Source organism: Leptospira interrogans, assembly GCF_900156205.1.
In the GTDB taxonomy this organism is placed as follows: Bacteria; Spirochaetota; Leptospiria; order Leptospirales; family Leptospiraceae; genus Leptospira; species Leptospira interrogans.
The window spans coordinates 17,337-30,845 of the sequence record NZ_FTNA01000027.1 but is presented as its reverse complement, the minus strand read 5'-3'; the positions used below and the strand labels follow the sequence as shown (position 1 = coordinate 30,845).

Sequence of the window (13,509 nt, the reverse complement as noted above, 5' to 3'; positions counted from 1 at the left end):
CTTTTATATTAGAGTTGTTGAAAAATGAATTCTCCATCTGTTTCTATTTCATAGAAACGAGCAATTGAAATAATTTTGTTAAACACCACTATGGAATTTTTCAACAACTCTATTTTACATAGAATCAGTGTTTTGTGATAAAATTAACGGCACTCGATTTTATAGAGATTAGTAATGAAAAAGTTAAGGAAGAAAATTAATTTTTCAACAAAACTCCATTCTTCACCCAAATATTTTTTAAACAAATTGACATTTAACTCAAACATTTTGATCACTTGATTGCGCTACATTTATTTTAAATTATATAATAGAGTTGTTGAAAAATGAATTCTCCATCTGTTTCTATTTTATGCAAATCGGCAATTAAAGCAGTTTTGTTAATCGCCACTATGGAATTTTTCAACAACTCTAATAAAACACCCATATTTTGCATTGAAACGGTGTTTTGAGGCAGGCTCTAAATTGAATAGGCGATTTACCAATGATATGAATGTTTTCAAATGTATTTCCCGAATTTGTTGGCTTTTTTAAAGAAGTTCCTACATTTTCAGTTTTTACAATCGTGAATTTGACATAACGCGAAAGGGATCGATGCGAGGTCAATAAATTACAACTGAAGATGATATTTTATATAACGTTTCTTGCATGTAATTTATTGACCCAAGCTGAGAGCCCGGTCCGACTGGCTACTACAGCCAGTCGGATTCGCCCTGATTTTTCTACACCCTACTCACGTTAAACAAGCTCAACGTATTATTATTTTCATGCGTCCGAATAGCAGACAAAGAATAATGTATCTTTAAGATAGTTTACAATAACCGATACCGTAAATATAAACATTTTAGAATTCTGCATCTGTTTTTTTTAAAAACCTACTATATTCAAATTTTCTTTTGAATATAAATCTTATTTTAATCAGTCCTTTTTTACTTTAGTATTGTAACTCAAAAGGATCTTTTTATAAGTTTTTGTAAATTGAGGAGAACTGATCATATAATCGGCAGTGGATCGGTTACAAGCCATAGGAACGTTGTATAAAACCGCAATTCTAAGCAAAGCTTTTACATCCGGATCATGGGGTTGAGCTGTTAGTGGATCCCAGAAAAAAATTACTATATCTAAATCTCCTTCAGCAATCTTAGCACCAATTTGCTGATCTCCTCCCAACGGCCCAGAAAGAAATCTGTAAACCGGAAGTTCGGTTTCTTCGCTTATCAATTTTCCAGTCGTTCCAGTTCCATATAGCTGATGTTTTGAAAGGATTTCTCTGTGAGTTTTTACCCAGTTTACTAAATCTTCTTTACGATTATCATGGGCAATCAATACGATTCTTTTGATTGCCGGAACGGAAACTTCTTTCATTTTATTACTCTTTCTCGTTTATTTTGAATCTAATTTTTTGATGACGCAAATTTCAAACCAATCCTAAATTGACTTAAAATATTTTTTTTCAAATCGATTCTTAGACTTGTCTTAGATTCGAACAGATTTCCAATGAAGCATTCTTCTTTTTATCTTACATTTCTTACGATCTTATTTATTTTTCCTCTATTACTCTGGAGTGAATCAACTTCCAACGAAAAGAAAATCGAAATTTTAATTCCGGACGGAAGTAGCGGTGATTCCGACTGGGGAAAGGATTTTCTTCAATTCGAAGATCTGGATCTATTAGGCGACGCGAGCGAAGAAAATTCCAAAAACCTTTTTGAAAAAGCGAAAGAAAACTTTTTACAGTCCGTAGATCGTTTTAGGAAAACGAACGAATTAATGAATCTTAAACGAAAAGAATTTGATAGCTTAAGCTTTGAGGCGGATCGTTACGAATGGCAAAAAAAAAGTCGCCGCGAAAATTTTGAAAGAGCAATTACCAGAGACTTAAATAAATCCAGATCCGATTCTATTCATCTTTTAGTTTCTTCCATGAATTTTTTGGAAAGAATTCAAAATCAAAAAGTTAAAGACACAGATACGTTTCGAGATCTACAAGCTAACATTTATAGAGAATATATCAAACATCAACTTGCTTTAAAAAATTTTCTGCAAGCTATGGATATTTTAGAAAGATATATCCAAATCGGAAATAAATACTACGAAGATTCCGAAGCTCAAGGTTTTCTTGCTAATTGTTACGAAAGGGCCTATCGACTTTCTAAAAAAAATCGAGACGATATAGCGCGAGAAAAATACGACATTCTCCGAAAAAAACACGGACTTTTATACGCTGAGTTCAAATTTGGAAAAAACTCTTCGGATTATCTTGAATTTTCCAAAGAACTTTTTAAAGACTAAACAAGAATTCTTGATTAATTATTTAGGGTCTGCCAAAAATCTTTCGAACAACCAATAGCAACAAGACTTTTTAGTTTTATAAAAATGCAAGTATAGTTTTATCCAGAACTATTAGAATAACGTGAGTTCCCACGTAATCGATTTTTGAAATTCTAAAGGAATTGGAGCATCATGCTGCAATCCGTGTGTTTGAATTTCACCACGATTTATAAGTATAAAACTCAACAAATACCTCCTGCTGATCTACTAAGTTTTTTTGCCAAGATTTTCTTACAGCGAATTCATATTCGATACGATTATAACACATCGTATTATAATTCAAAAGATCTACAGATCAAAATCGAATATCCTTCTATAGATCCCTTTAGATTGATTGTATTTGGGAGAATAAGCTAAAAATGAATATTTCAGAAAATCAAATTCGAAGTTTAAATGAATCTCTTGATATAGTCAATTTGGATAGAATTAAATTCGCGGAATTATTTTTTATCTATCTCAAAGAAAATCATACAAAATACGAGAACATATTTTCCAGAATTCAACTAGAAGACGTTAAACATTTTATGAACTCTGCTCGAAACATTTCCCTCTCCAGTGTTCAATACTCACAATTAGAAAAGGCAATCCAAAATTTCGGCACGGAATGTATTAAAATCTGCAATCAGGCAGAAGAAATTCCTATTCTTGAAAAAGCCTGGCTATTTGCGTTAGAAGAGTGGCTCGGTCCTTGGTATTCTCACGAAGTGGAAAAAAGTTGGCAAGAAGTATTTAAAATGATTTATACTTCTTCTGAAAATAACCTACAAATAAGCTTCTAGTACATTTAAATATTATAAAATACTTTCTTAGCTATATATTACAATATTTTAATACTGGAGAATGTTTTAATCTCTATAAAATACGAAAAAGACTATGAGTTTGACTGCTCTCTATAAAATCAAGCTCCATGAATCTTTATCGCAAAAACTCTATCTCAGAATAAACATTGTGTATTTTATTATGTAATTCTGAGTAATAGTATATTCTATGAGAATTACTTTATTTGATGAAAATGAAATTTCTATAAAATAGAATTGTTGAAAAATTAATTCTCCATTTGTTTCTATTTTATGGAAATGGGCAATTGAAGCAGTTTTGTTAATCAGAGTTAGGGAATTTTTCAACAACTCTAATGATTATAACTGATTTTCTTTTCAGGTTTTGAGACAGGCTCAAAAAATTTGCCGATGATTTCTGATAAAGGTCTTTCAGCAGTAAGGTAAAAGCGGCCACATTAAATTTTAATAATATAAAAATCTTTTTTATGAAAATTGAGATCTATATTTGATCAGATAAAATCGATAATTTTAGAGAAAACCGCCGAGACATTCACTCGGCGGTACTGATAAAAACTTACTTAAAACTAATTGTATATTTAGTAGTATAAGATTCTTTTATTTTTTCTTCTCCAATAGTTCCAGTAACTTCTACTGTTTCTTCAACAGACAGAGTAGCTTTATCTACATCATTCATGTTCGATGCCGCATACTTCCCATTACTGACTTTAAAAGTAAGATCTACTTTAGGGTATACAGAACCGTTGACCGAATAAGAATCCGAATACATTTTTTGAGTGCTATTCATGGTATACGTAAATGAACCGGTATTTTGATCGAAACTATTTATATCAATAATAGCTTCTAAGCTACCGTCTCTTGAAATCTCTCCGTTAAATGTAGTGACCTCAGAACTTCCTCCCTTTTCCGCCGAAGGAACATTTTCTTTACAATTTTGAAAGATAAGTTTTGAACCTGTATAATTCAAAATCATTGATCCATTGGCACCTTGTCCCTCGGTTAGATTTCCTAACGACATTTTCATACTTCCGCCTAAAGAACAATCCTTAGTCGTCTCCGGACCTGTTAAAAAAGGAGACGCTTTTCCATTGGAATAGGCTCCTTGTTGTCCAGGATTGTTACTCCCATTCAACATACTTAAAGCCGCATATACTCCGGAAGCATTGGGTTTTTGAGACTGAACTGCTGCTAATAAAAGCAGATTGGTAGTTGAATCGTCATCCTTTTTACTGTTACAGTTTGCAAAGAACAAAGTTAAGAGCAGTGCAACTGCTATTTTTTTTTGAAACATAATCGAATCCTCCAAAGTTGATTCAATTAAGCCAACGAACTCAGAATTTTTTTGTGCCACGAAAAAATTTAAAAATAAGATTTAAATCCTGAAAACCAATGCGTATGTTTTGTGAATTCAGTCGTCTTTACAATCTGTGATTCCCAGATTCTGTCTCTTTTGCCCGCTTTACGATTTTTGAAATACGCTTTTTTCTAAAAATAAATATACTTTCAAAAAGATTTTAGTCTCTATTTTAAATTTTTCTTCAAAACTATGAAATTTTTGTAACTTTACTCCATTTTTAAACATTTAAACAAAGTATTTAAAATCGATCTTATTTTTTTATATATACAAACTTAAAAAGAAAATTACCCACTTATCACAGTTTTAAACTTTGTCCATAGAACGAAATTTTCTTAATGCTTATAATTTTGTATTTTATAATATTTAAATACTTTTATATATCCCACAAAACATTTCAATTAAGAGCTGGCATCAAAATGTGGAAACTATTACAAATTTAACTACATTAGATCTACTCGAAAGTTCGCAAATTGACAAATACAACCTAATCTGTAGGAACTACTGTATATTAAAAATTTCTAAAGAATTATCGCGTAAAATCCTTTGAAGTTTTGAAACGGCTCTTAGTATATAAACAAAATCTTTTAGTAATCTTTGCAAAACTGAGTAGTATAAATTTTAATTATAAGTACTGTTTCAAAACAAAATGTTGGATAGTGTTATATAGTTCTGGATAATAAAATGTATTTTTAGAACTAATCAAACAGACCATTCTTTAAAAATCGAGTCGATCCGATTCAGAATGAACGATTCCTTTTCAGAAGAAAATCGAGCTTGTTTTAAATCTAAAACTAAATCCTTCAATTCGTTTTGAATTTGAGGATCTAATTTTCTAAAATCAGGAACCCAAAGAGAATTTAAATCTCCCGGCTCGGCTTTCCAAAGACCTCTCGCGTATTCTCTTCTTCTAGTTTCCAAATCCTTTTTAGAAACCGAAGAGATAAGATACGCATAAAGAGGATCTACCCATTCTTCCATGTTGGCGACTGGATTAAACCCGTGAAAACAAGTTAAGTGAACTACGTTGCTAAAATTTCTGACAATTCTAATTTCAGTTCTATGAAAACTGGAAGCAAGAATAGGACAAGGGGACTTAGATTCTTGAGTATACCAATTTTTTCTTCTCGAAGGTAAAAATCTCTGATGGACTCCTCTTGTAATTCCAAATTGTAAGTGATTTCGCAAAGCAAGAGAATCCTTCAGATCAAATTCAAGTTTTACATCCAATAACCATACTTTGGCGCCTTTTTGGCTTAACTCTTCCCAATCAGAGTGTAAGAATATTCTATTTCTTGCATATTGAGATTTTGGAATACAAGTTTTAAAATGTTTTTCAGGAATTCCAGAAGTTTCTACCATTTCTTTTGTAAATAGAAAAAAGTCGTTGTCTCCGGTCGCAATTCCTCGGGTAAATTTCCCAAACTCAGTCAACGGAACAAAATGACCTAATCTTTCTTTTTCAAAATCGGCCTTTTTATCGCTCTGATACGTTTTCTTTTCAAGCCGATGAAAAATGGGGCTCCACTTTGCCTCTGGATCAGGAAAAGAAATCCAATCCGTTTGAATAGATTCTACAGAACAAAGAGGAAGTTTAGATTCTTCGGAAAAAAATCCCGGTTTCAATCTCGTCCAATAAAATCCGGACTTTTTTTCTCTTTCGGAATTTTCAAATAATAAAATACAAGAACTCGTAATTGCTTCGTCAAAAAGGATATCTTGAGGAGAAAATAAAAATAAAGAATGTAACAATCCGGATTCTTGCAGAACAGATTTGATAAAAACCCCATAACCTGAATTGAAAAAATCCTGAGGTACAAGAAAAGCGGCCCTACCTCCTACATGGATTAGATTCAAACATTTTAATAAAAAGAAGACGTAAAGATTTGCGGTTCCAGGAAGTTTTCTATCCGACTTTCCTTCAAATTGTTGAATTAACTCTTTTGAATAATTTTTATCGTTAATCTTTCTATAGAGAGGATTACATAGAATAACGTCGAATTTTTGATTTTCTTCCTGTAATAAAAAATCCCGATCATAAAAACTAAGTATACTAGAATCAGAAATTCTATTTTCTAGTACAGCGCGACTTGAACTTAAACATTCTATATCCAAATCAAAACCGACCCATTCAGCATTGAGATCTGGAAGTCTATTCAGCACACTTTCGAAAAAAACTCCGTTCCCGATCGCTGGGTCCAGGATACGTTTTAAACCTTCTGAAGAAGTAATTCGTTCTGCACCTAAAACCCAATCTACTAGGAAATGTGCGACTCTTTCAGGTGTAAAAAACTGTCCTAGAAATTTATTTTTTCGATTTACCTCTTGAGACATCTATACCGTGTATTTCCAATCATTCATTCGTAACTTCGAACAAAATCATATTTTTATGCTCTTCTATATTCGAAAGCCTATAACAGTCAAAGACAAAAGTTTCAGAACCTAACAACCAGTAAATTATTTAACTAAACTTAGTATTGTTATACGACTTACCAGTATACTACCTATTGAACATTTCTACATTAGAAATCTTTTTAAACGGACATGAGAATAATGATGTATACATCTATATTATTGAAAATTTTTATAAACAGACTTCGAATTAAAATTCAACTCAGTTCTTATTCTTTAGATTTCTAAAAATGTTGATTCGTTAAGATTTAAAAAATGAAGTTATTTTTGAAACAAATATCTTTCTTTCGTTATTTTAAAATTTACGTTTTATTTTTTTTATTCTTAAACACTTTATAATCGATAGAATTTTTATTTATCTTTTTTTGATTCCTTGGATTGGTTAATAAAATTTTTCCAGCAGGAGTTGAGTTTTTTTATATTTTAGATTCTTATTTAAAAACGTTTAAAATTTCAGATCAAAAAACATCATACTTTAAATTGAAGTAGAGAAGGTTTTATCCAAAATTAAAAAGAAACTTAGTCAGTTCTTTTACCAGTTCCGAAACGATTTAGATTGAGTTGAGAATAAAAATACAATTTAACCGTTACTCCAAAAACAATATGCTTATGAACAGAATTCTTAGTTAAAAATATCTCTTAAGTATCAATTTATTTAAGAAAATCACTTTAAAATAAATTTTTAGACAAATAATCCGTTTAAACTTTGAATTTCCGAAAACTATTGAATTGTATCTATTTTATAGTTTCTTTCGCAAAAAATCCATCATTCTAATTCTTGAAACAAACTCATAACATCGTTAGATAATAAGTAAAATAATCATTCACCATCTTCAGTTCGAGAAAGATTAGACAATTAAATAAATTTTAATATTATCATATAATACTAATTAAATTTTCATATTTCCATAAAATTCAAAATCAGTTTTTCAAGTTTTTGAAATTTTAAGTTTTTTCGGTTTTTCATAAAAACAAATAGATCAAATCCATTTTATCAAAAAGTAATATGAATTTTTCAAAAATTCTATCCTTGTAGGCCTTACAAAACTTATTAGTTATCATAAAATATACCTTTACATTGTATGATTTATGACTCTCTAATATTATACTTTCCACATTTTTGTGAAACTAAAACGTAACTTCTTGAACTCAATAAAATTCTTCCTGAATACCGGTCCTTAGAGAGGCATTCGCTGGGTTTTCGGTCGCTTTTAAACTCAGCAAAACACTTCCTAAACTCAATACATCTCTCCCTTTAGGGCGTTCGACAGACTTTGGAATAAAAAACCTAAGTACTCAATTTTATAAGAATCAGTAATATAAAAATTTTTAACTTCCCTTTGGATGATTAGGTTCTTATTATAATTACCACAAATTCAATTTTTTAGTAGTTGATAAACCTTTAATTAAAGATTCGCAGGTGCTAAACTTGAAAAGCCATATCAACTCAAAATAAAAAAAGAATCTACTGAAGAAGATCTACAGTAACAGACTCCGGATTTTGATTTTGGTATAATTTCATCAATAAACGGACCAATTCTTTCTTTTCATTTTCCGTAAAACCCCTATATAAATTTCCCAGAAGAGACCTTGAAATTCCAAGTAAAACAGGACGAACAGAATCCGCTTTAGGGGTAAGTTCCAAATGAATGATTCTTTGATCTTCAGAATCTTTTGTTCTAGCTACAAGCCCTAACACTTCCAATTTATCCACAAGAGCGGTTAACGTGGATTTGTCTCGATTGATCATCTTTGCGATATCCTGCATCTGTGCTTTGTTCTTTTTTACGAGCGCAAACAAAATATCCGCGTGGGAGGTCGTTAATGGACTTAAATTTTTTTCCTTTAACTCCTGATTGAGATGCTTGTGAAATTCGTCTCGGATTCTCGAGATCAAATAAATGACCATTCTAGGACTCATATTTTACCTAATTTTAAATTTATTTTTCAATCAGGCAAATTGATACAGATAGATAACCTCTCCTACCGCAGCTGCTTTTGTGGAACCTTCGGTTTCAAAAGTCATCTTCAGAGTCATTCTAGCCGTACCTCTTAGGTCCTTTAGCTCGATCAACTCTGCTTTCAGTCTCAATTTGCTTCCTACTTTTACGGGTTCTAAAAACCTAAGTTTTTCCATTCCGTAATTTATCCCCATCTTAATATTCTTTAATTCTAATATTTGAGATAAGAGATAAGGCGCCATAGATAAGGTAAGATAACCGTGAGCAATCGTTCCTCCAAAAGGGGATTCCTTTGCCGCTTTATCCGGGTCAGTATGAATCCACTGATGATCCAGAGTCGCGTCCGCAAATTTTTTCACTTGCTCCTGAGTCACAGTGTGATAATCGGAAACTCCGATCTCCTTTCCGGCATACGCTGCCAATTCTGCAAAACTGGACAATACTACCTTAGCCATGTTTTTTCTCCTTTACTCCGTTTTGTTTTTTAATTTTTCCGTAAGATGTTCAAAAATTTCAGATTCTAAAATGGACAAATCGATATTGTCCTGAAGCCCCAATGCTTTTCCAGAATAGATTGCTTTCCATACAACTTCCCCGCTATCTACTTCTATCGCTTTTACAGTAACTTCCAAAACCGAATTTCCAGAAGCGGTTCCATAGTCCGTAATATCAGTAAAAACTGCCACATCACCATTGAGTTGTTTGGCGATCTGAATCCCTTTTTCTTCGTTCAATGAATTTTCGGACTCGATTTCGGAACGAAATAACTTTTCCAATTTATATTTTTCCTGGATCTTACCGCCGTATCCAAGAATGGCTAATTCTAACTTTTCGTAACTTCTAGATTCAAAAAATTTCTTTTGTTCCACATTTTGACTTTTTAATAACCAAGCAGATCGGATTCGAACCGGAAAAACTACGTGACGAACTTTTTTCTCGGGAGCAAAACCTTTTCGAACGAATACATTTCCTAAAATAGAATATTGAGGAGAACATTGAACAAATATAACAAAGAATATAAATAGAACGTAAAAAAGACTTTGGGACGTGAGAATTCTCTTCCCGAAAAAGTAGAGTGGGATACGAGAGGAATACAAATCGTTTTCTCTTTTCAAATTCATTACTACCAGTTGTTAGATGAATCATTTGTCCATCCGTTTTTTATCAAACGGATTGATAGCTTTTGGCGTTCTGATTCTAAATTCTAATTTAGGATATTTTAGTTTTGACTTGCTTTCGTTTTTGCCGAGAAAGTTTTTAGAATTGTTTTGAAAAAAATTCTATTTTTTATTTTTGAAATATTACTGGATCAAAACCGATCCTTTTCAGTTGAGTTCCATTTTTAAAAAAATGAAAGGACCTGAAAGCCGAAATAAGATCTGTTTGAATTTCAGGTTGACAGGCTATATACAAACGAGAGTCTAATCGGTGCTATGAATCCGGTTCTAATAATAGCATGTGGTAAACAAAATGCCGGTCTATACGATTCAATGAATAACGCTCCTGAACATCTTGGCCCTTTATTAATTCAATTCTTACTTGGAGTAGGTTTCTCCGCTCTGATTCTTACCCTTGCCATACTCATAGGTCCTAAGAAGAAATCCAAACCTCAAGATACCTTCGAATGCGGGGTACAGTATTACGGAGACGCGAGAGGACTTTTTAACATCAAGTTTTACTTAGTTGCCGTCCTTTTTATACTGTTCGACATCGAAGCGGTTTTTTTATTTCCCTACGCGGTCAATTTGATCGGGTTTAAGAACGCTGGTCTTGGTTTTTTTCTATTCTTCGAGATGTTTGTGTTTGTTCTAACCTTAGTGGTAGGTTTATACTATATCTGGAAGAAAGGAGCGCTGGAATGGGACTAAGTGATTTGAGTAAAACCCCGGGCCAGGCACTGGGGGATATGGTTCAACTTGGAAACGTGGAATCCGTAATCCAATGGGGAAGAAGCTATTCCCTTTGGCCTTATCCTTTCGCTACCGCCTGTTGTGGTATCGAGTATATGAGCACCGCCTGCTCCGATTATGACATCGCACGTTTTGGTGCGGAACGACCTTCATTTTCACCTCGGCAAGCGGATATGATTCTTGTTTTGGGAACCATCACCTACAAGATGGCTCCGGTTTTAAGACAGATCTACGATCAAATGGCAGAACCTAAGTTTGTAATCAGTGTAGGCGCCTGCGCTTCTTCCGGAGGAATGTTTCACACTTACGGCGTGTTACAGGGAGTAGACCGGATTCTACCCGTGGATGTATACGTTCCAGGATGTCCTCCCAGACCCGAAGCAATTTTAGACGCACTTTTAAAATTACAAACTAAATTAAAAACCCAGGGCTTGGAAGCAAGACGTCAAGAAGTAATGCAAAAGATCCAGGAACTCAACGAAAGAAATAAGCCCCTGGTTGTGCGATGAAAGAAAAAGTAGAAAGTTTTCTCAAAGAAAAATTCCCTCATTTTTTAGATTTTCAGGAAGAAGTAATATCCAACGTTCCCGTTTTTTTTCTCAAAGTGGAAGGTATAGTTCCCGTACTAACCGCTCTTAAAAACGATCCAACACTTCATTATAATTTTCTAAATGATTTAACCGCAGTAGACTGGCTGGGTAAAAAAGAGCCTCGTTTCGAAGTCAATTATCTACTTCGTTCTGAAAATAAAGCTTCCAGTAAAATTCGTATCAAGGTTAGACTGGAAGACGGAGAATCGGTTCCAAGTATTACTTCTGTATTTAAAGGAGCGAACTGGCCGGAAAGAGAAGTATATGATCTTTTTGGAATCTCTTTTATCGGTCATCCTAATTTAGATCGGATTTTAATGCCCGATAATTTTCAAGGACATCCTTTGCGGAAGGACTTTCCTTTGGAAGGTTTTGGTCAAGATTATCTGATCGAAGACCTTTTACACATTCACGTAAACGAAGACATTACAAAAGAAGGAGGGAAGAAATAGTATGATGTACGAAAAAACCGCAGAACACTTCGAACAAAAATATAAAAATCTTCCCGAAGGTCATCTACTCGTAAACTTGGGACCGTCCCATCCGGCCACACACGGAATTCTACAAAACGTGATCCAAATCGACGGAGAAAGAATCGTAGAAGCGGAATCGGTGATCGGATACGTACACCGTTGTTTTGAAAAATTAGGAGAACGTTATACTTACAATCAATTCTTAGTTTGCACCGATCGGATGAACTATGTTTCCACTCCACTCAATAATATTGGCTGGATTTTGGCCGTGGAAAAAATGATGCAGATAGAAGTTCCGGATCGTGTAACGTATGTTAGAATGATCATCTCCGAACTTTCCAGGATCATAGATCATATCATCTGCACCGGAATTTTAGGTGTGGATTTAGGCGCATTCTCGGGGATGTTACATCTATTTCATCATAGAGAAAACATCTATCAAATCATCGAAAAACTAACAGGCGCTAGACTCACCACTACGTTTTGTAGAATCGGAGGTCTTGAAAAAGATATTTATCCAGACTTTGTAAAAGAGGTCAAACTGGTCTGTAAAGGACTCAAACCTGCAATTGAAGAATTCAACAGTCTTCTTTTAAAAAATAAAATTTTTCTGGGACGCACGGAAGGGATTGGAGGAATTTCCGCAGAAAACGCAATCGCCTATGGTTATACCGGACCCAACCTCAGAGCGGCTGGGGTGGACTGGGACGTTCGTAAAGACGAACCGTATCTATTTTACGACAAAGTCGATTTTGACATTCCAATTGGAGAAGACGGAAGCGTTCTTCACAGAAGTTTAGTGAGAATGGAAGAAATGCGTCAGTCGATCCGGATCATCGAACAGCTCGTAGACGGAATTCCAAGCGGACCTTGGCACGCAGATCTTCCTCACGCCTATCTTCCCGAAAAACACAAAGTCTACAACAACATGGAAGAATTGATCTATCATTTTAAGATCATTATGCACGGCGTAAAAGTACCTCCGGGAGAATACTACATGGCAACGGAAGCAGCCAACGGAGAGTTAGGATTTTACATCGTATCCGAAGGGGAAAAATCACCTTGGAGAGTACACGTTAGACGCCCTTGTTTTTGGTATTATCAATCTTTTGCAGAACTGGTCCGTGGCGGACTTTTAGCGGATTCGGTCGCGACCATGAGTTCCTTAAATGTGATCGCAGGGGAGTTGGATTGCTGATGGGTTATAAGTTCAGCGAAACTTCCGAAAAAAGATTTCAAAAAATGCTGGAAGCGTTTCCGGACAAACGTTCCCTGATTCTTCCTTGTTTGTATATTCTACAAAGAGAAAACGGATTTGTGGATCAAGAAGGAATGAACTACATTGCAGAACGTATAGGAGATCCGATTTCTCTGGCGCAAGTCTACGGGGTCGCCACGTTTTATACCCTCTACAATAAAAAACCGGTCGGTAAATATCATATACAGATTTGCGGAACGTCTAGCTGTTATCTGCGTGGAAGCGACGAAATCGAAGAACATATTTGTAAACGTCTCGGAATTCATACCGGACAAACTACGTCTGATCAAAAATTCACCTTAGAAGAAGTAGAATGTTTAGGCGCCTGTGGATACGCTCCTATGGTGCAAATTAACGACGACTTTTACGAACATCTGACTCCCGAAAAAGTAGATCAGATTTTAGACGATCTGAACTGACAAAAGG

The 13,509-nt window shown here is 34.1% G+C and carries 13 protein-coding genes; 7 read left to right on the top strand and 6 right to left on the bottom strand.

Annotated features, from left to right (window positions below; genetic code table 11):
* Positions 1-915: 915 nt before the first annotated feature.
* Positions 916-1,362 (bottom strand): methylglyoxal synthase, encoded by a 447-nt coding sequence (locus BW942_RS17085; RefSeq protein WP_000665953.1) that lies wholly within the window; start codon positions 1,360-1,362, stop codon positions 916-918.
* A gap of 132 nt (positions 1,363-1,494) precedes the next feature.
* On the opposite strand from BW942_RS17085, the gene BW942_RS17080 reads away from it, so the two are divergent.
* Positions 1,495-2,289 (top strand): FcpA-related putative periplasmic flagellar protein, encoded by a 795-nt coding sequence (locus tag BW942_RS17080; RefSeq protein WP_000682938.1) that lies wholly within the window; start codon positions 1,495-1,497, stop codon positions 2,287-2,289.
* 398 nt (positions 2,290-2,687) lie between these two features.
* Positions 2,688-3,107 (top strand): globin, encoded by a 420-nt coding sequence (locus BW942_RS17075; protein ID WP_001026807.1) that lies wholly within the window; start codon positions 2,688-2,690, stop codon positions 3,105-3,107.
* A 574-nt stretch (positions 3,108-3,681) separates the two neighbouring features.
* Here BW942_RS17075 and srpC read toward each other — a convergent pair.
* The 5 genes from srpC to BW942_RS17050 form a co-directional block, all read right to left on the bottom strand.
* The gene (srpC, locus tag BW942_RS17070) at positions 3,682-4,416 is read right to left on the bottom strand and encodes a sigma factor SigX-regulated lipoprotein SrpC (RefSeq protein WP_000486770.1); all 735 of its coding nucleotides are present in this window, start codon (positions 4,414-4,416) and stop codon (positions 3,682-3,684) included.
* Between the two features lie 765 nt (positions 4,417-5,181).
* The gene (locus BW942_RS17065; protein WP_082279658.1) at positions 5,182-6,813 is read right to left on the bottom strand and encodes an N-6 DNA methylase; all 1,632 of its coding nucleotides are present in this window, start codon (positions 6,811-6,813) and stop codon (positions 5,182-5,184) included.
* A gap of 1,543 nt (positions 6,814-8,356) precedes the next feature.
* A complete protein-coding gene (locus tag BW942_RS17060) occupies positions 8,357-8,812 on the bottom strand; it encodes a MarR family winged helix-turn-helix transcriptional regulator (RefSeq protein ID WP_000074962.1) in 456 nt (151 codons plus the stop codon).
* Positions 8,813-8,842: 30 nt separating this feature from the next.
* Positions 8,843-9,307, bottom strand: coding sequence for a MaoC family dehydratase (locus BW942_RS17055; protein WP_001151672.1), 465 nt, complete (start codon positions 9,305-9,307; stop codon positions 8,843-8,845).
* A 12-nt stretch (positions 9,308-9,319) separates the two neighbouring features.
* Positions 9,320-9,973 (bottom strand): hypothetical protein, encoded by a 654-nt coding sequence (locus BW942_RS17050; protein WP_001050075.1) that lies wholly within the window; start codon positions 9,971-9,973, stop codon positions 9,320-9,322.
* Positions 9,974-10,342: 369 nt separating this feature from the next.
* Here BW942_RS17050 and BW942_RS17045 point away from each other — a divergent pair, with 369 nt between their 5' ends.
* The 5 genes from BW942_RS17045 to nuoE are packed head-to-tail and all read left to right on the top strand — an operon-like array spanning position 10,343 to position 13,502.
* Complete coding sequence (locus BW942_RS17045) at positions 10,343-10,720, top strand: NADH-quinone oxidoreductase subunit A (protein WP_001057833.1); 378 nt, start codon at positions 10,343-10,345, stop codon at positions 10,718-10,720.
* Entirely contained in the window at positions 10,711-11,271 is a 561-nt protein-coding gene (locus BW942_RS17040) for an NADH-quinone oxidoreductase subunit B (protein WP_000524416.1), read from the top strand. Before BW942_RS17045 ends, BW942_RS17040 begins: the two co-directional genes overlap by 10 nt.
* Positions 11,268-11,804, top strand: coding sequence for an NADH-quinone oxidoreductase subunit C (locus BW942_RS17035; protein WP_000660863.1), 537 nt, complete (start codon positions 11,268-11,270; stop codon positions 11,802-11,804). The genes BW942_RS17040 and BW942_RS17035 overlap by 4 nt, the downstream gene beginning before the upstream one ends.
* Position 11,805: 1 nt before the next feature.
* Positions 11,806-13,023 (top strand): NADH-quinone oxidoreductase subunit D, encoded by a 1,218-nt coding sequence (locus BW942_RS17030; RefSeq protein ID WP_000990075.1) that lies wholly within the window; start codon positions 11,806-11,808, stop codon positions 13,021-13,023.
* Entirely contained in the window at positions 13,023-13,502 is a 480-nt protein-coding gene (gene nuoE, locus BW942_RS17025; protein ID WP_000540770.1) for an NADH-quinone oxidoreductase subunit NuoE, read from the top strand. Before BW942_RS17030 ends, nuoE begins: the two co-directional genes overlap by 1 nt.
* Positions 13,503-13,509 lie beyond the last annotated feature (7 nt).

Bases quoted from the DNA above. Each gene is read 5' to 3' on its own strand.
- BW942_RS17050 (WP_001050075.1), bottom strand. From the start codon at position 9,973: ATGAATTTGAAAAGAGAAAACGATTTGTATTCCTCTCGTATCCCACTC.
- BW942_RS17030 (WP_000990075.1), top strand. From the start codon at position 11,806: ATGATGTACGAAAAAACCGCAGAACACTTCGAACAAAAATATAAAAAT.
- BW942_RS17080 (WP_000682938.1), top strand. From the start codon at position 1,495: ATGAAGCATTCTTCTTTTTATCTTACATTTCTTACGATCTTATTTATT.
- BW942_RS17040 (WP_000524416.1), top strand. From the start codon at position 10,711: ATGGGACTAAGTGATTTGAGTAAAACCCCGGGCCAGGCACTGGGGGAT.
- BW942_RS17085 (WP_000665953.1), bottom strand. From the start codon at position 1,362: ATGAAAGAAGTTTCCGTTCCGGCAATCAAAAGAATCGTATTGATTGCC.
- BW942_RS17060 (WP_000074962.1), bottom strand. From the start codon at position 8,812: ATGAGTCCTAGAATGGTCATTTATTTGATCTCGAGAATCCGAGACGAA.
- srpC (WP_000486770.1), bottom strand. From the start codon at position 4,416: ATGTTTCAAAAAAAAATAGCAGTTGCACTGCTCTTAACTTTGTTCTTT.
- BW942_RS17075 (WP_001026807.1), top strand. From the start codon at position 2,688: ATGAATATTTCAGAAAATCAAATTCGAAGTTTAAATGAATCTCTTGAT.
- BW942_RS17055 (WP_001151672.1), bottom strand. From the start codon at position 9,307: ATGGCTAAGGTAGTATTGTCCAGTTTTGCAGAATTGGCAGCGTATGCC.
- BW942_RS17035 (WP_000660863.1), top strand. From the start codon at position 11,268: ATGAAAGAAAAAGTAGAAAGTTTTCTCAAAGAAAAATTCCCTCATTTT.
- BW942_RS17065 (WP_082279658.1), bottom strand. From the start codon at position 6,813: ATGTCTCAAGAGGTAAATCGAAAAAATAAATTTCTAGGACAGTTTTTT.
- nuoE (WP_000540770.1), top strand. From the start codon at position 13,023: ATGGGTTATAAGTTCAGCGAAACTTCCGAAAAAAGATTTCAAAAAATG.
- BW942_RS17045 (WP_001057833.1), top strand. From the start codon at position 10,343: ATGAATAACGCTCCTGAACATCTTGGCCCTTTATTAATTCAATTCTTA.